Below are 22,713 nucleotides of genomic sequence, written 5' to 3' on the forward strand. Positions count from 1 at the left end.
AACTCAGATCCCCACCGTGAAGCTGTTCGTCCAGCCCTGCATGTCCTGAATGATGCCGTCCCAGATCCCCGTGACGAGCAGGACGCCGGTGGCGATCATCATCAGTCCGCCGATGCGCATCACCCACGCGTAGTGCTTCTTGACCCAGGAGAACGCGCCGAGCGCCCGCCGGAACGCCATCGCGGCGAGCACGAAGGGCACCCCGAGGCCGACGCAGTACGCGACGGTCAGTACGGCTCCGCGTCCCGCGCTCGCCTCGGTGAACGAGAGCGTCGTGACGGCGCCGAGCGTCGGGCCGGTGCACGGCGCCCAGCCGATGCCGAAGAGGGCGCCCAGTACGGGCGCTCCGGCGAGTCCGGCCGCCGGCCGCTTGTGGAAGCGGAACTCGCGCTGGGTGATCCAGGGCATCAGCCCCATGAAGAAGAGACCCATGAGGATCATCAGCCCGCCGAGCACCCGGGACAGCGTCTCCTGGTGCTCCTGGAGCGTCTGGCCGAAGTAGCCGAAGAGCGCCCCGGTCGACACGAAGACGGCGGTGAAGCCGAGCACGAACAGCGAGGCGCCGGCGACCATCCGCCCGCGCCTGGCCTCCGCCAAGTCGGTGCCGCTGATCCCGGTGACGTACGACAGGTATCCCGGTACGAGCGGCAGCACGCACGGCGAGAAGAACGAGACGAGACCGGCGGCGACGGCGATCGGCAGGGCGAGGATCAGGGCACCGCTCAGAACCGTCGGGTTCGGGTCGGTGATCGCGGCGGCGAGAAAGCTCACGTGGTCACTTCTCCGCGATCAACGGGTCGATCATCTCGCGCAGCTTCTTCTCGTTGAGCGCGGTCAGCGAGCGGGCCGCGATCCTGCCCTCCCGGTCGATCACGATGGTCGACGGAATGGCCTGCGGATGCAGACTTCCCTTGGGGAATCGCAGGAGGAGCTTGCCGATCGGGTCGTAGAGGCTGGGGTACTCGACGCCGTAATCCTCTTCGAACTTGATCGCGGGCTGCGTGGAGTGGTCGCGCGTGTTGATGCCGACGAACTCGACGCCCTCGTCCTTGGTCTCCTTGGCGACCTTCGCGAAATGCGGGGCCTCCGCGCGGCAGGGCGGGCACCAGGAGCCCCAGACGTTCATGACGACGACCTTGCCCTTGAAGTCGTCGACGTCGAGCTTCTCGCCCTGGAGGTTCTCGCCGTCGAGCTTGGGGGCGTCCTGCCGCTGCCCGGCGGCGACGGTGGAGATGCCGCCGCTGCCGGTCACGAAGTTCGTGCCGCCGGACTTCGACGAGTCGGCGCCGCCGCCCGAGCACGCGGAGAGCGCGAGTGCGCCCGCGATCACGACGGCGCCCGCCGACGTGGCGCGGCGGGTGCGGGGCGAGCGGCGGCGGAGGGCGCGGCTGAGGCTCATGTGAAAAGTTTCGCATGGGCGTTCCAGCGATCTTCCGCGCCCCCCATGGTGCCCGTAAAGCCCCTTGTCAAGACGCCTTAAGGAATGACTTCCAGCCACCCGCCGGGGACTGTCCGACTTCGAGGGTACGGAGCTTTTCGAGCACCTTCGGGTCCTGCACGTCGAGCCAGTCGCAGAACTGCCGGAACGAGACCAGGCGCACGTCCTTCTTGCCGGCCATTTCCTTGATCGCCTCTTCGACGGCGTCCATGTAGATTCCGCCGTTCCACTGCTCGAAGTGGTTGCCTATGAAGAAGGGCGCGCGATTGCTTTCGTACGCCCGCTGGAATCCGGCGAGATAGGCGTCGGTCGCCTGCTTCTTCCAGGCGGGGTAGCGCGACGGCATGCCCTGGGTGGAATTCTTCGACTGGTTGGCGAGGATGTTGTAGTCCATCGACAGGACCTCGAAGGAGTGGCCGGGAAACGGCATGGCCTGGAGCGGCAGGTCCCACAGGCCGCCCCGCTTGCCGGGCCACATCTGGCGGCCGCCGGGCGAGCTGGCGTCGTAGCGCCAGCCGAGCTTCTTCGCCGTCGGCAGCAGGTTGTCCTGGCCGAGGAGGCAGGGGGTGCGGCCGCCGACGAGTTCCTTCTCGTAGTCGAAGGGCAGCGGGTCGAGGTCGGTCCAGCCGCTGTGGGTCTTCCACTGGGTGACGAACGACTTCGCCTGGGCGGTCTCGTTCTCCCACTGGGCGGGGGTCCAGTTGCCGACGGTGCCGGAGCCGGCGCAGAAGTGGCCGTTGAAGTGGGTGCCGATCTCGTGGCCCTCCAGCCAGGCCCGGCGGACGTACTTCAGCGTGTCCTTGATGTGGTCGTCGGTCAGGTAGCCGATGTCGGACGCGCCGACGGGGTTGTTCGGCGGCTTGTAGAGGCTCTTCTTCGACTCGGGCAGCAGGTAGAGCCCGGAGAGGAAGAAGGTCATCGCCGCGTCGTGGTCCTCGGCGAGCTTGAGGAAGCGGGGGAACAGGCCGTTGCCGACCTCGCCCGCCCCGTCCCACGAGAAGATCACGAACTGCGGCGGGGTCTCGCCGGGCTGGAGCGGGACCGGCTTCTCCGGCTGGTTCGGCTGCTTGCCGGTGTCGGCCGTCGAACCGTCGCCTATCAGGCGTATCTCCTCCGGGGCCCCGCCGGGCGACGCCTTGCCGCCGCCCTTGGCGGAGCCGGCCCCCGTCCAACCCGGGGCGCCGCAGCCGGCCATGCCGACCGCGGCCGCCGCCCCGAGTCCCAGTCCGAGCAGACCCCTTCGACTCATGTCCCGCATAACGTCGCCCCATCCGCGCTCGTCGTCCCCGTTGACGCCCGTCGGTCGTACAAACGGACAATGGGTAAGAGGCGGTGGTGCCGAAACGGGTTCCGGCGAAACGGCAAATTCTCGCCGCGGCGGCCGGAAAGCGCGGGATATTACGCGCCGAATGCCTTCGCTTTACCCTTTACCGGCTTGGCGCCGGCCAGCAGGTGCGGCGGTACGAGATCGCGGGCCGGCTCGCTGTAGGCGACGGACACGATCTTGTCGCCCTCGAAGGTGAACGACGTGAGCGAGGCGAGCGTGCACTGCCGCTTGCGCGGGTCGTGCCACAGCCGCCGCCGCTCGACGAAGCTGCGCAGCGTCCAGATCGGCAGCTGATGGCTCACGGCGACGGCCTCCCGCCCGCGCGCCGCGTCACGCGCGGCGGTGAGCGCGCCCATCATCCGTACGACCTGCTCGATGTACGGCTCACCCCACGAGGGCTGGAACGGGTTCGTCAGGTGCTTCCAGTTCGCGGGGCGGCGCAGCGCCCCGTCGCCGACTCCGAACGCCTTGCCCTCGAAGACGTTGGCCGCCTCGATCAGCCGCTCGTCGGTGGCCAGGTCGAGACCGTGCGCCTTGGCGACGGGCGTGGCCGTCTCCTGAGCGCGCTCCAGCGGCGAGGCGACGACATGGGCGATGTCGCGGGCCGCGAGGTGCTCGGCGACGCGGTCGGCCATCTGCCGGCCGAGGTCCGAGAGGTGGTATCCGGCGCGGCGCCCGTACAGCACGCCGTCCGGATTGTGCACCTCGCCGTGGCGCACGACGTGGACGACGGTGGTCTCGCTCATGCCGTGGCCTCCGCTGCGGCGCGGGCGGCGGCGGGCAGCGCGTCGGCGATGCGCTCGACGGCCCGCGCGTCGTGGGCGGTCGACACGAACCAGGACTCGAAGGCGGACGGCGGCAGGTACACGCCGTCGGCCAGCATCGAGTGGAAGAAGGCGTTGAAGCGGAAAGCTTCCTGCTTGCGCGCGTCGTCGTAGTCGCGCACCTCGTCCGCCGTGAAGAACACGGAGAACATGTTGCTCGCCGTCTGGAGCCGGTGCGCCACGCCCTCCTTGGAGAGCGCCGCGGTGACCAGCTCCTGGATCTCCCGCGACACCGCGTCGACCCTCGCGTACGCCGCGTCGTCCAGCAGCCGCAGCTGCGCGAGACCGGCGGCGGTCGCGACCGGGTTCCCGGAGAGCGTGCCCGCCTGGTAGACGGGGCCCGCCGGCGCGAGGTGCGCCATGACGTCGGCGCGTCCGCCGAAGGCCGCGGCCGGGAAGCCGCCGCCCATGACCTTGCCGAAGGTCATGAGGTCGGGCGCGACGCCGTCGACGCCGTACCAGCCGGCCTTCGACGTACGGAAGCCGGTCATGACCTCGTCGGAGATGTACAGCGCGCCGTCGGCCCTGCACAGGTCCCGGAGCCCGGCGTTGAAGCCCTCGCCCGGCGGGACGACGCCCATGTTGCCGGGCGACGCCTCGGTGATGACGCAGGCGATCTCGCCCGGGTGGGCGGCGAAGGCGGCCCGTACGGCGTCGAGGTCGTTGTACGGCAGGACGATCGTGTCGCCCGCCTGAGCGCCCGTCACGCCGGGCGTGTCCGGCAGCGCGAAGGTCGCGAGGCCCGAGCCGGCGGCGGCGAGGAGCGCGTCCACGTGGCCGTGGTAGCAGCCGGCGAACTTCACGACCTTCGCGCGGCCGGTGAAGCCGCGGGCGAGGCGGATGGCCGACATGGTCGCCTCGGTACCGCTGGAAACGAGCCGTACCTGCTCGACCGGCGCGACCCTGGCGACGATCTCCTCGGCGAGCGCGACCTCGCCCTCGCCGGGCGTGCCGAAGGACGTGCCGCGGGCCACGGCCTCCTGAACAGCCGCGATCACCTTCGGGTGGGAGTGGCCGAGGATCATCGGTCCCCACGAGCACACGAGGTCGACGTACTCGCGACCGTCGGCATCGGTGAGGTACGGACCGGAACCGGACACCATGAACCGGGGCGTACCGCCCACGGCTCGGAATGCGCGGACCGGAGAGTTCACGCCGCCGGGCGTCACGAGGGACGCGCGGTCGAAAAGCGTCTGCGAAACTGGGGCGTCATAGGGGAAGCTCACACAAGCCATGGTGTCAGAGGCTCCGACGGTCTTGCGGACTGGTGTTTCACCGCACGGCCGTGGGGGAGGTCACTGACACGATGATCGGGTTGCGCGGCCGTGGCCGCGAGTGGTCGGGTGGAGATATGCATCGCGGTGGCGGAGTGGGCGAGGGGACCGACGACCTGGGTCCCGAGCGGGCCCAGGGGGGCCGGCATCGGCGTGAGCGGGAACGCGGAGCGAGGGCGGCGGACAGGCGCGAGGCGAACGCGAACGCGAGCGCGAAGGCGGACACGGGAAACAGGAGTGGCCGGGTGGGGGTGACCTACAAGTACTTCGGCGCTCCGAACGGAGCCACCGCGGCCCGTGTGCCCATCTCGATGCGCCCGGAGGAACTGGGCGGCGACGAGCTCGGCATGGGCGGCATGTTCACGAAGATCAAGCCGGAGACGGTGGCCGCGATGGTCCTGACCGGCATTGAAGGCATACCGCTGCACAAGGTCCCGCCGCTCGAACTGGTCGTGCTGCACCCCGACTACGCGGTGGTCAAGCTCCCCATGACGGTCGTCGATCCGCTGCGCGGCATCGGCGAGGAGTCGGTGGGCGCGGCGGCCTTCATCTGGTCGACGGTCCCGGACCGCGGCGGGCCGCGCGACGCGTTCAACGTCTACCAGCTGCTGCACGAGTGGCAGGACTTCAGCCACCGGCTGCACGAGGCGGGGCACCAGCCGTACTGCCTGGTCTGGCCCTGACCGGGCCTTCTGCCTCTCCCGCACGGCTCGTCCGGCAGGCGCCGGACGATCTGCGGGGCAGCCGCGGGGTCCGTGCGGGGCCACTGGTCAGACCGGCGGGAGTGACCTCTCGATCAAAGGTAGGGCCGTCCGTACCCCACATATGATCTTCAGAAACCTCCTCGGCGTGCCGATGCATCGGGCATCGACACCGAAGGAGGCCCGTCATGGGCGACATTCTGACGGCCCTCGCCATACCGGCCCTGTTGTGCGCGAGTGGTCTCTACGCTGCGGGTTCCTGCTGGTGGCGGAGGCGGCACCCGGCCCCGCCGCCCTACTCGCAGAGCGCCGCCCGGCTGGCGGAGCTCGACCTGCTGGCGGTCGCCGAGGGGATCATCCGGGAATCGTGGGCGGAGCTGGACGAGCTCTACCGCGCCGCCCCGGCGTCGGATTCCGCTCCCGGCTCACCCCGCCCGCGACACGGGACGCGGAGGCTGAGATCGCCCGGCCCGTGACAGGAGCGCCCGGGGCCGGGCCCGTGGCGCCGGAGACCGGGCGGCGTCCGGACGGCACGCCGCGTCCACCACCGAAAAGCCCTGGATGCGGCGTACGCCCCGATGGCATGCTGGCGGCGTGAACGGACCGCAGATCCACCTCAGCGTCGCCCCCGAGCTGCACCTCTTCGTCGCGGCGGACCGGCGCGGCGGGCCGACGGCCGTGACCACCGACGGAGCCTCGTCGCTCGGCCACGTCGTCGAGTCGCTCGGCATCCCGCTCACCGAGGCGGGACGCCTGCTCGTCGACGGCCGGGAAGTGGCGGCGTCGCACGTCCCGGCGGCGGGCGAGAGCGTCGAGGTGCACGCGGTCCGGCGCCCCCAGCAGGTGCCCGGGGCACCGCTGCGCTTCCTCCTCGACGTACACCTGGGCACGCTGGCGCGGCGGCTGCGGCTGCTGGGCGTCGACGCGGCGTACTTCAGCGAGGACGTCGGCGACCCGGCGCTCGCCGCCTACTCGGCGCGCGACCGGCGCGTACTGCTGTCGCGGGACCGGGGGCTGCTGCGGCGCCGCGAGCTCTGGGCCGGCGCCTACGTCTACAGCGACCGGCCCAAGGAGCAGCTCGACGACGTGCTCAGCCGGTTCGCGCCCGCACTCTCCCCCTGGACGCGGTGCGTGGCCTGCAACGGCGACCTCAAGGACGCCACCAAGGAGTCCGTGAGCGGCTACCTGGAGGACGGCACGGAGCGCTCGTACGACGTCTTCGCCCAGTGCACGGCGTGCGAGCGGGTGTACTGGAACGGCGCGCACCACTCCAGCCTCCAGACGATCGTCGACGAAGCCCTGCGCACGTACGACGCCGCCCGTGACCAGCGGCAAGCTTCCTGAAGAACCCGGCCGTCGCTACGGCCGCTCCGCCGTCAGATACCGCTGCACGGTGGGCCCCAGCCAGTCGACGATCTCCTGGCGGGTCATCTCCACGGCGGGCGGCAGCCGCAGCACGTACCGGGCCATCGCCATGCCGAGGATCTGGGAGGACACCAGGGCGGCCCGAGTCGGCGCCTCTTCGGGGACCGGGCTCAACCCGGCGGCGACCGGTCCGAGCTGCTCGCGGAAGACCGCCCGCATCCGCTCGGCCCCAGCGGCGTTGGTGACGCCGACCCGCAGCAGGGCCGTCAGCACCTCGTCGGCCTCCCAGCGGTCGAGAAAGTGCTCGACCAGCACGGCCCCGACATACCGGCCCGGCAGCGCGCCCAGCTCGGTCAGCCGTTCCAGGTCGGGCATGCGCAGGTCGAACTCCGAGGCGGCCGCGAACAGCCCCTCCTTGTTGCCGTAGTACCGCATCACCATCGAGGGGTCGATGTCGGCGTCGCGCGCGATGGCGCGGATGGTGGCGCGCTCGTACCCGTCGGCCGCGAACCGCTCGCGGGCGGCGTCGAGGATCGCCGCCCTCGTGGCGTCGGACCGGCGGCGCGGCGGGGCGTGGGGGTCAGGCGGTTCACTCACGCCAACAACTGTAGGCCCACATACGTTGGCGCGCCAACCCCTCCGCGCCGAGCCCCCTCCGCGCCGGGCTGCCGCACCTGCGCCCCGCCTTCCCGCCGCACCCCCGTGGCACGCTGAGCGCATGACCGTCGCCCGCTCCGCAGCCCTCTTCGTCGTCGCCGCCCTGTTCGAGATCGGCGGAGCCTGGCTCGTCTGGCAAGGCGTACGCGGCGGACCCCACGGCCACGGCCGGGGCCTGCTGTGGACCGGCGCCGGCGTCGTCGCCCTCGGCGCGTACGGATTCGTCGCCACCCTCCAGCCCGACGGCGAGTTCGGCCGCATCCTGGCGGCGTACGGCGGGGTGTTCGTCGCCGGGTCCCTCGCCTGGGGCATGGTCGCCGACGGCTACCGACCCGACCGCTGGGACGTCGCCGGCGCGCTCGTCTGCCTCGCCGGGATGGCCCTCATCATGTACGCACCACGGTCTCGCTAGCCTGTCCCCATGTCTACGCCTATCGCCGTCATCACCGGAGCGAGCAGCGGAATCGGCGCCGCCACCGCGCGCCGACTGGCCGCCGCGGGCTACCGCGTCGTGCTCACCGCCCGCCGCAAGGACCGCATCGAGGCCCTGGAGGCGGAGCTCACCGCCGCCGGCCACCAGGCGACGGCGTACGCGCTGGACGTCACCGACCGCGCGGCGGTCGACGAGTTCGCCACCGCCTTCCGCACCCTGGCCCTCCTGGTCAACAACGCCGGCGGCGCGCTCGGCGCCGACCCCGTCGCCACCAGCGACCCCGCCGACTGGCGCCAGATGTACGAGACCAACGTCATCGGCACCCTCAACCTCACCCAGGCCCTGCTCCCCGCTCTCACGGCGAGCGGCGACGGCACGGTGGTCGTCCTCTCCTCCACCGCCGGCCACGGCACGTACGAGAACGGCGGCGGCTACGTGGCGGCCAAGCACGGCGCGCACGTCCTCGCCGAGACGCTCCGGCTGGAGATCGTCGGCACCCCCGTCCGCGTCATCGAGATCGCGCCCGGCATGGTCAAGACCGAGGAGTTCGCCACCACCCGCTTCCGCGGCGACGCCGACAAGGCCGCCAAGGTGTACGCGGGCGTCGCGGAGCCCCTCACCGCCGACGACGTGGCCGAGACCATCACCTGGGCCGTCACCCGCCCCAGCCACGTCAACATCGACCTCCTGGTCGTCCGCCCCCGCGCCCAGGCGTCGAACACCAAGGTCCACCGCGAGCTGTGAGCCGGCGGGGGCCGGGCGTCGTACGCACCGCGAGCGGCCCGCGACTGAAACCCGTCGCGGGCCGCCCCGCACGAGGCGCCGGTGACCGCTACGTCCCGCCGCTCTGGTCGCGGGCCTCGCCGGCCACCGTCCGGCCGGACTCACGAGCCCGTTCCGTGACCTGACCCGCCTGGTCGCGGGCCTGCTCCTGCGTCGTACGGGCGGCCTCGGCGGCGGTCTCCTTGACGCCCTGCACCGCCTGCTGCGCCGCCTGCGTGGCGTCCTCCTTCAGGTGCTGCGCCGACTCGGCCGCCGCCTGCTTGACCGGCTCGATCGCGCCGCCGGCCCGGTCCGCCAGCTGGGCGGCCGCCTGCTGCTCGGCCTGCGAACTCGGCAGCATGGAACCGGCCAGCAGTCCCGCGCCGAAGGCGACGAGACCGGCGGCCAGCGGGTTGCCCTCGGCCTGCCGCATCGCCTGCTCGGGCGCCTTCCTGACCGCTTCGCCCGCCTGCCCCGCCGTCTGGCGCACGGTGTCGGCCGCCTGCCCGGCACCTTCCTGCACCGACTGCGCCGCCTGCTGCGCACGGTCCTGGGCCATGCCCGTGCTGTGCGAGCTGCCCATGACCCGCCGCCGCACGCCCGACACCGCGCCGCGCACCCGGCGGGTGCGCCGCCGCGCCATCCGGCGCGGGCTCGTACGGTCGGCCAGCCGGTCCACGTCGGCGGAAAGCCGCTCCCGCGTCGTCTCGATGTCGGCCCTTACTTGGTCGGGTGACGTGCCCATTGCGCGTCCTCCTTCAGTGTCTGCACGGTCCGTTCCGGCTTCGGGGAAACGCTGCGCATCCGCGAGCGGCCCATCGCGAACAGGACGGCTCCGACCACGGCCCACACCCCGGTGACGATCAGCGCGGCCCACCCGGCGTCCATCAGGTTCGCCAGGCCGAACACGGCTGCGAGCGAGGCGAAGAGCGCCACCATGTACCCGGCGAAGCCCGCCCCGCCGAACATCCCCGCGGCCTTGCCCGCCTTGCCGGCCTCCTCGCGTATCTCGAGCTTGGCCAGCTCCATCTCCTGCCGGAAGAGGAGCTGCACGTCCGAGGTGACCTCCGACAGCAGCTCACCCACCGAACTGTCCTGCCCCCGCTTGTGGGGAGCCGGTGTGTACGTCGCCATCCCTCACACCTCCGGTGTTCCCGGCAGCCCCGCCCAGCCGGGCGCCTGAGCCGTTCGGCCGTCGGTCTCGGGCGGCGGGACCTGCACCGGGGGATCCTGCGGGAACCCGGCGGCGTCGCCGCCCACCCGGCTGCCGCCGTCACCACTCGCCCGTATGCCGCCGTCGCCCTGCGCCCGGCCACCGCCGTTGCCGGCGGTCTGCGCCTTGCCGGCCTTCGCCAGCCGTCCGACGGCCAGGCCTGCCAGCGCCGCACCGCCCAGGAACGCCCCGGGCCGACGCCGCGCGAACCCGCGCACGTCCTCCACGACGCCGCCCAGACCATGGCTGTCCAGGTAGTCGGCCGCGCGGTGGCCCCCGTCGGCCGCCTGCGTCACGAGGCCGCGCACCGGCGAGTCGCCGGGCGCGTTCCGGGCCATCCCGTCGAGGTCGTCCGCCCACTTCCGCAGCGTGCCCACGGCCCGCTCGGCCTGGCCCTGCACCTCTTCGTCGACGCGCCCGCGCAGGTCACGCGCCGCCGTACCGGCCTGGTGCCTGGCCTCCCCGGTGACGGCCTTGGCCTGCTCGGCAACCGAGCCGGCGACCTCACTCGCGGCCTGCTTGGCCTGGCCTGCTGTGACCGACGCCTCCTCTTTCGCTGTCTGCCCGGCCTGCTGGACACGCCCGGCACCGCCATTCGCGGACACACCACTCATGGATTCCACCTTCTCCGGGGACGCGCGGGACCGGCCGGTACGTCCGGGGCCCTCGCGCCGCGCCCCATGTCTCTCGTGCTGGCTGGGACACCCTCCGAGTAACCCCGGACACACGCCACAAACAACCCAAAAGCCACATTTCGAGACCCATTGGACCCACCCGGCACCCACTTCCGCCCCACACCCGCACCCGGCCCCGGCCCCGCCCCTGCCTCCGCACCCGGGCACGCGAAAGGCCCCGGCAACCACAACCGGGGCCTTCCACTCTCCGCGCCGGGGCCTCTCAGCCCTTGACGCAGATGACCTGCTTCAGCTTCGCGACGACCTCTACCAGGTCCCGCTGCTGATCGATGACCTGCTCGATCGGCTTGTACGCCGCCGGGATCTCGTCCACGACGCCCGAGTCCTTGCGGCACTCCACGCCCCGCGTCTGCTCCTCCAGGTCCCGCGCCGAGAAACGCCGCTTGGCCGCGCTGCGGCTCATCCGGCGTCCCGCGCCGTGCGAGGCCGAGTTGAACGACTTCTCGTTCCCGAGCCCCTTGACGATGTACGAGCCGGTGCCCATCGAGCCCGGGATGATCCCGAAGTCCCCGGACCCCGCCCGGATCGCCCCCTTGCGAGTGACCAGCAGGTCCATGCCGTCGTAGCGCTCTTCGCTGACGTAGTTGTGGTGGCAGGAGATGACCGGGTCGAACGTCACCCGGGCCTTCTTGAACTCCCGCCGGACCACGTCCTGGAAGATGCCCATCATGATCGCGCGGTTGTACTTCGCGTACTCCTGCGCCCAGAAGAGGTCGTTGCGGTACGCCGCCATCTGCGGGGTGTCCGCGATGAACACCGCGAGGTCCCGGTCGACCAGCCCCTGGTTGTGCGGCAGCTTCTGGGCCTGCCCGATGTGGTGTTCGGCCAGCTCCTTGCCGATGTTCCGCGAGCCGGAGTGCAGCATCAGCCAGACGGAGTCGTCCGTGTCCAGACAGAACTCGACGAAGTGATTTCCGCTGCCCAGCGTGCCCATCTGCTTCGTGGCGCGCTCCTGACGGAACTTGACCGCGTCGGCCACCCCGTCGAACCGGCCCCAGAAGTCGTCCCACCCCGACGTCGGGAAGCCGTGCAGCCGCCCCGGGTCGACCGGGCTCTCGTGCATCCCGCGGCCCACCGGAATCGCCTGCTCGATCTTCGACCGGAGCCGCGAGAGATCACCCGGAAGGTCGTTCGCCGTGAGTGACGTTTTCACCGCCGACATGCCGCAGCCGATGTCCACCCCCACCGCCGCCGGGCACACCGCGCCGTGCATGGCGATCACCGAGCCGACCGTGGCGCCCTTGCCGTAGTGGACGTCCGGCATCACGGCGAGGCCCTTGATCCAGGGCAGCGTGGCCACGTTCTGGAGCTGCTGCATCGCGCCACCCTCGACCGTCGCCGGGTCGGCCCACATCCGGATCGGTACCTTCGCCCCCGGCACCTCTACATACGACATAACCCCTCTATTCCCCCGTATTACCCATACCGCAAATGTGCCACCAAGCACCGCGAACGAGACAGCGGACCGGCATGGTGGCCAGTGCGTGCGATACACATTGTGTCCACCGGCCGCCATCGCGCGGCAACCGTATTTCTGATCGAAGGGAGCCTGGGACCGTGCAGCGAAAGGTGTACGTGACCGGCGTCGCGCTCCTCGCGGCGCTCACCGCCGGCTGCACCGGCGGCTCCGGTACCGACGACCCCGCCACCGACGACAAGGCGGGTGAGGCGAACACCTCCGTCGCCGCCCCGGGCAAGTACCGCACGCTCCGCGAGCCCTGCGGCGCCGTCGACCGCGGGCTCCTGCGCGACCTCCTGCCGGGCGCCACGACGCTCCCCGAGAGGCAGCAGCGGAAGGCGTACGACGGCACCGCCGCCGTCACGTACGACACCGACCGGCGCGTCGGCTGTCGCTGGAAGGTGGACTCCCCCGGCGCCACCCACCACCTCAAGGTCGACTTCGAGCGCGTGGTCTCGTACGACGCGGACGTCAGCGACGACGACCGCGCCGAGGAGGTCTACGCGAAGCAGGAGTCCGCCGCCGACCTCCCGGCCCCCACCGAGAGCCCGGAAGAGGACGGGGAAACGGAGGACGGCGAGAACGGGGAGAGCGCTTCCCCGGACGCCGGCGACTCCCCCACGGCCTCCGCCTCCAAGGCCGGCGCGAACCCCGACGCCACCTCCGGTCCCGACGAGGACCCGAGCGACCCGAGCGGCGCCGGTGGCGGCCCCGGCGCCCAGACGCCCCCCGAGGGCCTCGAACCCCGCATCCTCGCCGACCTCGGCGACACCGCCTTCCTCGACGACGCCCTCGTCCGCTCCGGGTCGACCGCGCAGCGTCGTACCGTGAGCGTGGTGTTCCGTACGTCGAACGTCATCGTGACCGTCCAGTACAGCGAGCAGCCCGCCCTGACCACCGATGTCCCCGACAGCAAGGAACTGCAGGAGAAGACGCAGGCCGTGGCCCGCAGGCTCGCCGAGCAGTTCAACGACTAGCCGTCCGGCCGCCGGCCCGTCGCCCACCGGCCGGCGCCCCGGTCGACCAGCCTCCATGAGTGAAGGAACCATGCACCGATCAGCCCCGCGACTCTCTCGCATACTCGCCTGCGCAGCCGTCCCGGTGATGCTCGTCGCCGCCGGCTGCTCGTCGGACTCCGAAGGCGGCAAGGACACGTCACCCTCGGCCAGCGCCTCGCCTTCGGTGTCGGCCGAGCCGACCGTGAAGCCGGCCGCGTTCTCGGAGCTCCCCGAGCCGTGCGACGCGATCAAGAAGAAGACGGTGTCCTCGCTGGTACCGGAGGCGAAGGACAAGTCGGGCACGGCAGACAAGTCGAACGACGTGTCCACGCGCGGCGGCTGCTCCTGGAACGGCCTGGACAGCAAGGGCGTCGACGGGTCGCAGTACCGCTGGCTGTCCGTCTCCTTCATGCGGTACGACTCGGACCAGTCCCGCGGCCCCGGCGACAAGCTCGCCGAGGAGTACTACACGAAGCAGGTCGACGCCGCGAAAGCGACCGACGGCGCGAAGAAGACCGAGACCAAGCCCGCCCCCGGTATCGGCGACCAGGCGACGGTGGTCACGTACGACCTGCGCAAGACGGACGCGGACTTCAAGTACGCAACGGTCGTGACACGTACCGAGAACGTCGTCGTGACCGTCGTCTACAACGGCGCCGGCTACCAGGGAGCCAAGTCGCCCAAGGCCGCCGACCTGCTGAAGGACGCTCAGAAGGCGGCCAAGGAGTCGGCGGACGCGGTCGCCGCGGCCAACAAGTAGCACCGGAGCGACGCCCGGCAGGAAGCGGTACGAACCACCTGATCCGCGACATTTACCGGAGCCCGGCCCTCCCCTTGGAGGCCGGGCTTCGCCCCTACCCGCGCAACGCGGCCCGCACACATGTGCCAGGCTGACCCCCGCCAAGTCCGACGTAACGGGAGGGGATCGCGGGTGGCCGCGATGCAGTTGACACGCACGCACCGCATATTGATCGGTGTCGTCGTCGCGGGAGCGGTGGTCATCGCCGCGATCGGTTTCGCGGGATCGTACGCCGCCGTGCGCGAGCTCGCGGAGGAGAAGGGCTTCGGCGACTTCTCCCTCGTCTTCCCCATCGGCATCGACGCGGGCATCTGCGTCCTGCTGGCCCTTGACCTCCTGCTGACCTGGATGCGGATCCCCTTCCCCCTCCTGCGCCAGACGGCGTGGCTGCTGACGGCCGCGACGATCGCCTTCAACGGCGCCGCGTCCTGGCCCGATCCGCTGGGCGTCGGCATGCACGCCGTCATCCCGGTGCTGTTCGTCGTCTCCGTGGAGGCGGCCCGGCACGCGGTCGGCCGGATCGCCGACATCACGGCCGACAAGCACATGGAAGGCGTACGCCTCACCCGCTGGCTGCTCTCGCCCCTGCCGACGTTCAAGCTGTGGCGCCGCATGAAGCTCTGGGAGCTGCGCTCCTACGAGCAGGTCATCAAGCTGGAGCAGGACCGCCTCATCTACCAGGCGCGGCTCCAGGCCCGGTACGGGCGGGCCTGGCGGCGCAAGGCGCCCGTCGAGTCGCTGATGCCGCTGCGGCTGGCGAAGTACGGCGTCCCGCTCGCGGACACCGCCCCGGCGGGCCTGGCCGCGGCCGGCATCGAACCGGCGCTGCTGCCCCCGGCCCCGGAGACGGAAGCGCAGCCGCAGCGGCTCCAGCAGCTCCAGGACGCGCGCGAGCCCCACGAGCCGCAGCAGCTCCGCGCGCTGCCCGCCCGGGAGCAGACGGCGCAGCCGTACCCGGACGAGGAGTGGCCGCAGGAGGAGGCGCCCGACGCGGACGACCACCAAGCCCAGTACGGCGAGGACGCCCCCGAGGAGCCGGAGCAGGGCCCCGGCTCACACTCCAGCCCCTGGTTCGCCGCGCCGCTGGCGCCGCAGGCCGCGCAGGAGGCGGCGTACGCCAACGGGTACGACCCGGAGTACGCCGAGGCCCCCGAGCCGGCCCCCGTGATGGTCCCGTCGGGCCCCGGCCGCACCCGCCCCCTCGGCGGCATCCCGGGCCCGCGCCACGAGCAGGCCCCGGAGTACGAGGAGCCGTACGACCCCGAGGAGTGGTACTACGGCGCGTTCCGCAAGTACGTCAACGAGAACAACTCCGTACCCACGCCCCGCGAGTTCGGCTCCTACCTCCAGGACCTGGGAGCCGAGTCCCCGACCCCGCCCCAGCTGACCGACTACACGAAGCGCTTCGAGATCCGCTACCAACAAGACCTGGACGCCGAACACATCGCCTGACCCCCGGCCCTACCCCCGGGCCGAGCCCCGCACACGCCCGTGCCCACCCCGTCCGGCGCGAGGACACGACGCAGGGCGTCCGGGGGGCTCAAGACGTGCCCCCACCCCACGCACCCGCTCAGCCGTCCGGCGCTTGAGGACACGGCCACAGGGCATCCGGGGCCCCAGGGGCCTGCCCCCACCCCACTGACTCCCTCCAGCCCGTCCGGCGCTTGAGGACACGCCCGCAGGGCGTCCGGGGGCCCGGGGGGCTGCCCCCGGTTTCGGGAAGGGGCGGGTAGGGGAACAGCGCCGCAGGCCCCCAACCGAACCACCGCCACGCGAAAGGGCCCGCCCCCACCCACGCCCCGCCACGCGAAAGGGCCGCCACCCCCGGAAACCCAGGAGCGGCGGCCCTGACGCGGCAGCCCTGACGCGCCGCCAGGAGCCCGTACTACGAGCCCAGAAGCTTCCGCACCCGCTCCGCGCCCACCGCGAGCAGCAGCGTAGGCAGTCGCGGACCGGTGTCGCGCCCGACCAGCAGCTGGTAGAGCAGCGCGAAGAACGACCGCTGCGCGACCTTCAGCTCCGGCGTCGGCTTCGCGTCCGGCTCCAGCCCCGCCATCACCTTCGGCACGCCGTAGACGAGCGTCGTCAGCCCGTCGAGCGACCAGTGCGAGTCGAGCCCGTCGAGCAGCAGCCGCAGCGACTCCCGCCCGGCCTCGTCCAGCGAGCCCAGGATCTCCGTGTCCGGCTCCGCGCGCACGACCGTGCGCTGCTCGGCCGGCACCTGCGTGGTGATCCAGTTCTCGGCACGGTCGAACCGCGGCCGCACCTCGTCCAGCGACGTCACCGGATTCTGCGGGTCCAGCTCGCTCAGGATGCGCAGCGCCTGGTCCTCGTGCCCGGCCGTGATGTCCGCCACCGAGGCGAGCGTCCGGTACGGCAGCGGACGCGGCGTACGCGGCAGCTCACCGGCGGCCGTCCTGATCGCCCGCGAGTGCGCCGCGGCGTCGGCCGGCAGCACCGTTCCGTCGGCGACCTTCTTCTCCAGCGAGTCCCACTCGTCGTAGAGCCGCTGGATCTCCTGGTCGAACGCGATCTTGAACGACTGGTTGGGCCGCCGGCGCGCGTACAGCCACCGCAGCAGCGGCGCCTCCATGATCTTCAGCGCGTCGCCGGGCGTGGGAACCCCGCCCTTGCTGCTGGACATCTTCGCCATGCCGCTGATGCCGACGAAGGCGTACATCGGCCCGATCGGCTGCACCCCGCCGAACACCTCGCGCACGATCTGCCCGCCGACCACGAACGACGACCCCGGCGACGAGTGGTCGACACCGCTCGGCTCGAAGACCACGCCCTCGTACGCCCAGCGCATCGGCCAGTCGACCTTCCAGACCAGCTTGCCGCCGTTGAACTCGCTCAGCAGCACGGTCTCGGAGTGCCCGCAGGTGCACACGTACGACAGCGCGGTGCTGTCGTCGTCGTACGCCGTCACCGTCGTGAAGTCCTTGCCGCAGACGGTGCAGTACGGCTTGTACGGGAAGTACCCCGCGCCGCCGCCGCTGCCGTCGTCCTCGGACGCCGCCCCGGACCCCTCGGCGGCTTCGAGCTCCGCCTCGTCGACCGGCTTCTGCCCCTGCTTCTTGACCTGCTGCCCGGGGTCCTTCTTCGTGCGGTACCGGTCGAGCACCGCGTCGATGTCGGCCCGGTGCCGCATCGCGTGCAGGATCTGCTCGCGGTAGACACCGGCCGTGTACTGCTCGGTCTGGCTGATGCCGTCGTACTCGACACCGAGCTCGTCGAGCGCCCGCGTCATGGCGGCCTTGAAGTGCTCGGCCCAGTTCGGGTACGCCGACCCGGCCGGCGCGGGCACCGACGTCAGCGGCTTGCCGATGTGCTCGGCCCACGACTCGTCGACCCCGGGGACACCCGCCGGCACCTTCCGGTACCGGTCGTAGTCGTCCCACGAGATCAGGTGCCGGACCTCGTGCCCGCGCCGCCGGATCTCGTCCGCGACCAGGTGCGGGGTCATGACCTCGCGCAGGTTGCCCAGGTGGATCGGGCCGGACGGCGACAGGCCGGACGCGACGACGACCACCGGGGAGGCAGCACCATCGTGTTTCGCCCCAGGGGCACGTCGCTCCGACTCGGCGATGACCTCGTCCGCGAACCGGGAGACCCAGTCGGTCTCTGTGCTGCTCTGAGCCACGATCGGCACGTCCTCTTTCCCTCAATAGCTCTCGATGGCTGACCTCAGCCATTCTCCCAGACGAACCACCGGCGTCCGGGGGCCGCCGCCCGCGTCCCCGCCCGGCTGCCGCCACGCGGTGCCCGGGCGCTGCTGCCTTTATACGAGACGACGGCCGCACACCCCCCATGAAATACTCGTCTGCACCTTCAACTTTCCTCTCGACAGGAACGGCAGCTCATGGCCTCGGTCCATTCCCTCGCTTCGACCGTCAACCAGCGCGTCGCGGACGCCCTCTCGGCCGCCCTGCCGGAGGCCGGCGCCGCCGACCCGCTGCTGCGACGAAGCGACCGGGCCGACTTCCAGGCGAACGGCATCCTGGCCCTCGCGAAGAAGGCCAAGGCCAACCCGCGCGAGCTGGCCACGACCGTCGTCGCCGGGCTTCCCGCAGGTGACGTGATCAAGGAGATCGAGGTCTCCGGCCCCGGCTTCCTGAACATCACCGTCACCGACCGGGCGATCATCGACACCCTCGCCGCCCGCGCCGCCGACGCCCGTCTCGGCGTACCGGCGGCCGAACGCCCGGGTACCACGGTCATCGACTACGCACAGCCGAACGTGGCCAAGGAGATGCACGTCGGCCACCTCCGGTCCGCCGTGATCGGCGCGGCGATGGTCGAGATCCTGGAGTTCACGGGCGAGAAGGTCGTACGCCGCCACCACATCGGCGACTGGGGCACCCAGTTCGGCATGCTCATCCAGTACCTCACCGAGCACCCGCACGAGCTCGACCACAAGCACGGCGGCCCCGAGGAGGGCGAGGCGGCGATGTCGTCCCTCAACCGCCTCTACAAGGCTTCGCGGGTCCTCTTCGACTCCGACGAGGACTTCAAGGCGCGCTCGCGGGACCGTGTCGTCGCCCTCCAGGCCGGCGACCCGGAGACCCTCGCGCTGTGGCAGCGGTTCGTCGACGAGTCGAAGATCTACTTCTACTCGGTCTTCGACAAGCTCGACATGGAGATCCACGACGAGGACGTCGTCGGCGAGTCCGGCTACAACGCCATGCTCGAAGAGACGTGCCAGATCCTGGAGGACACGGGCGTGGCCGTCCGTTCCGACGGCGCGCTCTGCGTCTTCTTCGACGACGTGAAGGGCCCGGACGGCAAGCCGTCCCCGCTGATCGTCAAGAAGTCCAACGGCGGCTACGGCTACGCCGCCACCGACCTCTCCGCGATCCGCGACCGCGTCACGAACCTGGGCGCGAGCACGCTCGTGTACGTCGTGGACGCCCGCCAGTCCCTGCACTTCAAGATGGTCTTCGAAACCGCCCGCCGGGCCGGCTGGCTGAACGAGGACGTCAAGGCGGTCCAGCTCGCGTTCGGCACCGTACTCGGCAAGGACGGCAAGCCGTTCAAGACGCGTGAGGGCGAGACGGTCCGGCTGGTCGACCTGCTGGACGAGGCGGTCGACCGCGCCACGGCCGTCGTGCGCTCCAAGGCCGACAAGGTGGGCCTGACGGAGCAGGAGATCACCGAGAACGGCCGGTACGTCGGCATCGGCGCGGTGAAGTACGCCGACCTCTCCACCTCCGCCTCCCGCGACTACAAGTTCGACCTGGACCAGATGGTCTCGCTGAACGGCGACACGTCCGTCTACCTCCAGTACGCGTACGCCCGTATCCAGTCCATCCTCCGCAACGCGGGCGACCGCAGGCTGGCCGCCCACCCGGAGCTCGAACTGGCCCCGGCGGAACGCGCCCTGGGCCTGCACCTCGACCAGTTCGCGGAGACGCTGGCCGAGGTCGCCGCGGCGTACGAGCCGCACAAGCTGACGGCGTACCTCTACCAGCTCGCGTCGCTCTACACGACGTTCTACGACCAGTGCCCGGTCATCAAGCCCGAGCCCGCGCCCGACGTCGCCGAGAACCGCCTCTTCCTCTGCGACCTGACCGCCCGCACCCTCCACCAGGGGATGGCCCTCCTCGGCATCCGCACCCCTGAGCGGCTCTGATCACCCCCGACGCGTTACGGCGCTGCCCCCCACCGGAGTCCGGTGGGGGGCAGCGCCGTTCGCGGCCCCACGGCGTTTCCCTCCGTCACGACGACAGCGGATACGAAGGACGCCCCGCGGCCTCGTCGATCTCGCCGTGCGCCTTTCCCAGGAGCTGCGACGCGAGGTCCATGAGCGCACGCGCACCCGCGATCTCCTCGCCGACCCGCAGCTGCTCGGCATCCGTCGGGTGCCGTTTGGCGTACCCGTGGGCCCGCAGCTCCACGCCGTCACCGAGCCGCACCATCGCGGCCGCCCGGGTCCTCCCGTCCTCCTCCTGAAACTCCATCTCGACGTGCCATCCGACGAGTGTGTGCATGGCGCTCACCTCCAGCTGTGCCCCTTCCCCCTTCCAGGGTGCGCCGCCACGCGACTGATCACCACTCCCCACTTACCTGCCGGTGAGTACCCCACCAATTAGTCGGTACTTGTCGCCGGCTCAGCACGGCACAAGGATCAAAGGGCACGGAATCCACGCCTTGCCGCCGCACCCGACCACTCGACCACTCGACCACTTGCCGAATTGGGGACCCCGATGCCCGAGCACTTCACCCAGCCCTCCACACCGGTCACCGCAGCCGGAGCCGGAGCTGAAGCTGGAACCGCATCCGCAGCCGGAGCCGGAGTCGCATTAGGAGCCGCATTAGGAGCCGCACCCGTACCCACACCCGCACCCCTCGCCGTACCGGCATCCGTCCCTGCACCGGCGTCCGTCTCCGTACTCGGCCTGGGCCTCATGGGCAGCGCGCTCGCCGCCGCTCTCCTGAAGCCCGGCCACTCGGTCACCGTCTGGAACCCGACGCCCGCCAAGACCGCCCCCCTGGCGGCGCTGGGCGCGAGCGCGGCCGAGACGATCACGGACGCAGTGGCCGCGAGCCCGCTGCTGATCGTCTGCTTCACGACGAACGAAGGCGTGACCGAGGCCCTCGCCCCCGTCGACCTCACCGGCAAGACCCTCGTCAACCTCACCAACGGCACCCCCGCCCAGGCCCGCGACCTCGCCACCTGGGCGGAGAAGCGGGGTGCGGCGTACGTCGACGGCGGGATCATGGCGGTGCCGCAGATGATCGCGACCCCGGCCGCGTACATTCTCTACAGCGGGAACGAGCGGGCGTACGAGACCCACCGCCCCACCCTCGCCGCCCTCGCCGGCACCCGGTGGGTCGGCACCGACCCGGGCCGCGCGGCGCTGCACGACCTGGCGCTGCAGTAAAGGGCGCTCCTACGTCGCGTCGCCTACGGCGATTCCGCTCCGCTCCACCCTTGACCGCCGAACCTCCGACGCAAGGCTTAAGGGGGGCGGCCCCCGGGGGGGAGCCCACGGAACAGCCCCGGTAAGTGGCCCTACACCGTTGCCGGGCGACGGGCCGGTGGGTGGGGCGCAGCCGGTTCTCGGGTGGTGCGGCCCCTGGCTAAGCGGCTGACGGGAACGGCCGTTGGTGCGACACCACCATCGCGACCCGCGTCGGCACTCCGGCCGGTGGGAGGAAGGTGTCGGGTCGACCTGCGGGAAACATCCGTGCCCGCGTGGGGGGTGCGGGGTCGCTCGGGGGCTGTGGTGGGCCAAACCCCACACATGACGCGGGCCGACAACCCCGTAGTGGCACATGGGACTTAAGAGGCGTACATCCTCACCATTTGCGGGCTACGTTCCAGGCCGAGACCCACATCCCGACATCGCCCTCGGGCAGGGCGCCACTCCTCTCACCCGTACTGGCGGGCGGCCTGCTGGATGCTCTGGACGGCGCTCGGCTGCTCCAACAACATCACTCCGGCCTCGCGCGCAAAAGGCGCCGCGCCCGCCCCTGGTCCACACCCATGCCTTCCGCCTCAGTCCATCACGTGAATGCGGAAACGATACGTGCAGCCCTGCTGCGGTGCAGGTCACAGGCCGTCCGGCGGCTCGGCCTCGATCCGCACGACGATCAACTGGCCGCAACTCCCGCTCCCGTACCGACGAACAGCACACCCGTCGTCCGCTCCCACCGGCGGCGGAACACCGGCCGGGCCAGCAGGCCGCGCAGCTTGGCCGCGACCACGACCACCAAAGGCCAGTACAGAACGCCGATGAACACATCGAGCACACCGAGCAACAGAATCTGAGCCGTCATCGAGCTGCCGCCGTCGTCGACGAACTGCGGCAGGACGCTGAGGAAGAACAGCGCGGCTTTCGGATTGAGCACGTTGGTCAGGAAGCCCTCGACGAAGCTACCGGCCTTCGTCCCGAAGCTTGCGTTCCGCGCACCTTGCTGCCCGCTCGCTTCAAGCCCACTGGCTCGCCCGCTGCCTCGGGCCACCCTGCCTGCGGCACGGAACGCCCGTACGCCGAGGAAGACGAGGTAGGCCGCACCGGCCAGTTTGATCACGGTGAACGCCACCGCCGACTGCGCGGCCAATACCGAAAGCCCCAACGCCGCTGCGGCCATGTGGACACACAACCCGGCCTGCGCCCCCGAAGCAGCCGCCCACCCCAGCGAACGCCGCCTGGCGGCAGCCCTCACGATGACGAGAAAATCCGGCCCGGGAACGACATACGCGAGCAGTACGACTCCCAGAAACCCCACTAAGTTGACTGACATCGGCTGTGCGCTCCCCATCGGCCGGCGTACCGCGCGAGGGATCCCGTGCGGCTCTCCGTACGCCGACTTCCACGCTCTGCCCCGTCTCACGCGTCAGACGACCAGCCGCCGACCGCCGGCCGCCACCCTCAGCCGTCACCCCCGACCGCCACCCTCAGCCGTCACCCCCGACCGCCACCCTCAGCCGTCACCCCGGGCCGTCACCCACACCCCAAAGCAACCAACTCCACACATGACGAACCCCTACCGCCTTTCCATGCCCCCATATCGGACACAACGGGCATGCGCGTTCATCATCTGTGGAGTTCATCCCACGCAACGCCATGTGAGTGGCGAGCCATGTCGGTGTCGCACCAACAGCCGTCGCCGCACCCGCCGAGACAGGGGCCGAGCCGCCCCAGAACCGACCGCGCACCCCACCAGACACCCGCAAGCCACCAAGCAAACGCCCGCCCCCATCCCGCTCCCGTGCAGGGCGTTTTTCCTAGCGTCGTCCCCCCATAAGCGTTCGCGGTGGG

At 71.1% G+C, this 22,713-nt stretch carries 23 protein-coding genes; 10 read left to right on the forward strand and 13 right to left on the reverse strand.

Annotated features, from left to right (window positions below; translation table 11 throughout):
• Positions 1–3 precede the first annotated feature (3 nt).
• The 5 genes from ACWGH0_RS09050 to hemL form a co-directional block, all read right to left on the reverse strand.
• On the reverse strand, positions 4–771 hold the full coding sequence (locus tag ACWGH0_RS09050) for a cytochrome c biogenesis CcdA family protein (RefSeq protein WP_453403489.1): 768 nt from the start codon (positions 769–771) through the stop codon (positions 4–6).
• Positions 772–775: 4 nt separating this feature from the next.
• Positions 776–1,399, reverse strand: coding sequence for a TlpA family protein disulfide reductase (locus ACWGH0_RS09055; RefSeq protein ID WP_453403490.1), 624 nt, complete (start codon positions 1,397–1,399; stop codon positions 776–778).
• Between the two features lie 67 nt (positions 1,400–1,466).
• Positions 1,467–2,696: a hypothetical protein gene (locus ACWGH0_RS09060; protein WP_453403491.1), complete on the reverse strand. Its 1,230-nt coding sequence runs from the start codon at positions 2,694–2,696 to the stop codon at positions 1,467–1,469.
• Positions 2,697–2,836: 140 nt separating this feature from the next.
• Positions 2,837–3,511: a histidine phosphatase family protein gene (locus ACWGH0_RS09065; protein WP_453403492.1), complete on the reverse strand. Its 675-nt coding sequence runs from the start codon at positions 3,509–3,511 to the stop codon at positions 2,837–2,839.
• Positions 3,508–4,824: a glutamate-1-semialdehyde 2,1-aminomutase gene (hemL, locus tag ACWGH0_RS09070; protein ID WP_453403493.1), complete on the reverse strand. Its 1,317-nt coding sequence runs from the start codon at positions 4,822–4,824 to the stop codon at positions 3,508–3,510. The genes ACWGH0_RS09065 and hemL overlap by 4 nt, the downstream gene beginning before the upstream one ends.
• A gap of 116 nt (positions 4,825–4,940) precedes the next feature.
• Here hemL and ACWGH0_RS09075 point away from each other — a divergent pair, with 116 nt between their 5' ends.
• From ACWGH0_RS09075 to ACWGH0_RS09085, 3 genes are all read left to right on the forward strand, one after another.
• A complete protein-coding gene (locus tag ACWGH0_RS09075; RefSeq protein WP_453403494.1) occupies positions 4,941–5,546 on the forward strand; it encodes a hypothetical protein in 606 nt (201 codons plus the stop codon).
• Between the two features lie 206 nt (positions 5,547–5,752).
• Positions 5,753–6,040 (forward strand): hypothetical protein, encoded by a 288-nt coding sequence (locus ACWGH0_RS09080; RefSeq protein ID WP_453403495.1) that lies wholly within the window; start codon positions 5,753–5,755, stop codon positions 6,038–6,040.
• A gap of 118 nt (positions 6,041–6,158) precedes the next feature.
• Positions 6,159–6,908, forward strand: coding sequence for a Mut7-C RNAse domain-containing protein (locus tag ACWGH0_RS09085; RefSeq protein WP_453403496.1), 750 nt, complete (start codon positions 6,159–6,161; stop codon positions 6,906–6,908).
• A 15-nt stretch (positions 6,909–6,923) separates the two neighbouring features.
• Here ACWGH0_RS09085 and ACWGH0_RS09090 read toward each other — a convergent pair whose 3' ends face one another.
• Positions 6,924–7,526 carry a TetR/AcrR family transcriptional regulator gene (locus ACWGH0_RS09090; protein WP_453403497.1) on the reverse strand — a complete coding sequence of 201 codons (603 nt, stop codon included), beginning with the start codon at positions 7,524–7,526 and terminating at the stop codon, positions 6,924–6,926.
• A 121-nt stretch (positions 7,527–7,647) separates the two neighbouring features.
• On the opposite strand from ACWGH0_RS09090, the gene ACWGH0_RS09095 reads away from it, so the two are divergent.
• Complete coding sequence (locus ACWGH0_RS09095; RefSeq protein ID WP_453403498.1) at positions 7,648–7,998, forward strand: YnfA family protein; 351 nt, start codon at positions 7,648–7,650, stop codon at positions 7,996–7,998.
• Positions 7,999–8,007: 9 nt separating this feature from the next.
• A complete protein-coding gene (locus ACWGH0_RS09100; RefSeq protein WP_453403499.1) occupies positions 8,008–8,763 on the forward strand; it encodes an SDR family NAD(P)-dependent oxidoreductase in 756 nt (251 codons plus the stop codon).
• Between the two features lie 88 nt (positions 8,764–8,851).
• Here the strand turns inward: ACWGH0_RS09100 and ACWGH0_RS09105 are convergent, their stop codons facing one another.
• From ACWGH0_RS09105 to ACWGH0_RS09120, 4 genes are all read right to left on the reverse strand, one after another.
• On the reverse strand, positions 8,852–9,526 hold the full coding sequence (locus ACWGH0_RS09105) for a DUF3618 domain-containing protein (RefSeq protein WP_453403500.1): 675 nt from the start codon (positions 9,524–9,526) through the stop codon (positions 8,852–8,854).
• Positions 9,502–9,915, reverse strand: coding sequence for a phage holin family protein (locus ACWGH0_RS09110; RefSeq protein ID WP_453403501.1), 414 nt, complete (start codon positions 9,913–9,915; stop codon positions 9,502–9,504). Before ACWGH0_RS09110 ends, ACWGH0_RS09105 begins: the two co-directional genes overlap by 25 nt.
• 3 nt (positions 9,916–9,918) lie before the next feature.
• Positions 9,919–10,608, reverse strand: a complete 690-nt coding sequence (locus ACWGH0_RS09115; protein ID WP_453403502.1) for a hypothetical protein — start codon at positions 10,606–10,608, stop codon at positions 9,919–9,921.
• Between the two features lie 283 nt (positions 10,609–10,891).
• Complete coding sequence (locus tag ACWGH0_RS09120) at positions 10,892–12,085, reverse strand: RtcB family protein (protein WP_453403503.1); 1,194 nt, start codon at positions 12,083–12,085, stop codon at positions 10,892–10,894.
• Positions 12,086–12,246: 161 nt separating this feature from the next.
• On the opposite strand from ACWGH0_RS09120, the gene ACWGH0_RS09125 reads away from it, so the two are divergent.
• The 3 genes from ACWGH0_RS09125 to ACWGH0_RS09135 all read left to right on the forward strand — a co-directional run bounded on the left by ACWGH0_RS09125 (position 12,247) and on the right by ACWGH0_RS09135 (position 15,397).
• Entirely contained in the window at positions 12,247–13,125 is an 879-nt protein-coding gene (locus ACWGH0_RS09125) for a DUF3558 domain-containing protein (RefSeq protein ID WP_453403504.1), read from the forward strand.
• 70 nt (positions 13,126–13,195) lie between these two features.
• Positions 13,196–13,906, forward strand: a complete 711-nt coding sequence (locus ACWGH0_RS09130; RefSeq protein ID WP_453403505.1) for a DUF3558 family protein — start codon at positions 13,196–13,198, stop codon at positions 13,904–13,906.
• A gap of 171 nt (positions 13,907–14,077) precedes the next feature.
• A complete protein-coding gene (locus ACWGH0_RS09135; protein ID WP_453403506.1) occupies positions 14,078–15,397 on the forward strand; it encodes a DUF2637 domain-containing protein in 1,320 nt (439 codons plus the stop codon).
• 433 nt (positions 15,398–15,830) lie between these two features.
• Here ACWGH0_RS09135 and lysS read toward each other — a convergent pair whose 3' ends face one another.
• A complete protein-coding gene (gene lysS, locus ACWGH0_RS09140; protein ID WP_453403507.1) occupies positions 15,831–17,597 on the reverse strand; it encodes a lysine--tRNA ligase in 1,767 nt (588 codons plus the stop codon).
• 210 nt (positions 17,598–17,807) lie between these two features.
• On the opposite strand from lysS, the gene argS reads away from it, so the two are divergent.
• The gene (argS, locus tag ACWGH0_RS09145; RefSeq protein WP_453403508.1) at positions 17,808–19,577 is read left to right on the forward strand and encodes an arginine--tRNA ligase; all 1,770 of its coding nucleotides are present in this window, start codon (positions 17,808–17,810) and stop codon (positions 19,575–19,577) included.
• 85 nt (positions 19,578–19,662) lie between these two features.
• Here argS and ACWGH0_RS09150 read toward each other — a convergent pair whose 3' ends face one another.
• Complete coding sequence (locus tag ACWGH0_RS09150) at positions 19,663–19,935, reverse strand: DUF1876 domain-containing protein (RefSeq protein ID WP_138898600.1); 273 nt, start codon at positions 19,933–19,935, stop codon at positions 19,663–19,665.
• Positions 19,936–20,151: 216 nt separating this feature from the next.
• On the opposite strand from ACWGH0_RS09150, the gene ACWGH0_RS09155 reads away from it, so the two are divergent.
• On the forward strand, positions 20,152–20,829 hold the full coding sequence (locus tag ACWGH0_RS09155; protein WP_453403509.1) for an NAD(P)-dependent oxidoreductase: 678 nt from the start codon (positions 20,152–20,154) through the stop codon (positions 20,827–20,829).
• Between the two features lie 712 nt (positions 20,830–21,541).
• Here the strand turns inward: ACWGH0_RS09155 and ACWGH0_RS09160 are convergent.
• Entirely contained in the window at positions 21,542–22,195 is a 654-nt protein-coding gene (locus tag ACWGH0_RS09160) for a LysE family translocator (RefSeq protein WP_453403510.1), read from the reverse strand.
• Positions 22,196–22,713 lie beyond the last annotated feature (518 nt).

The organism is Streptomyces sp. NPDC054887 (assembly GCF_053610585.1).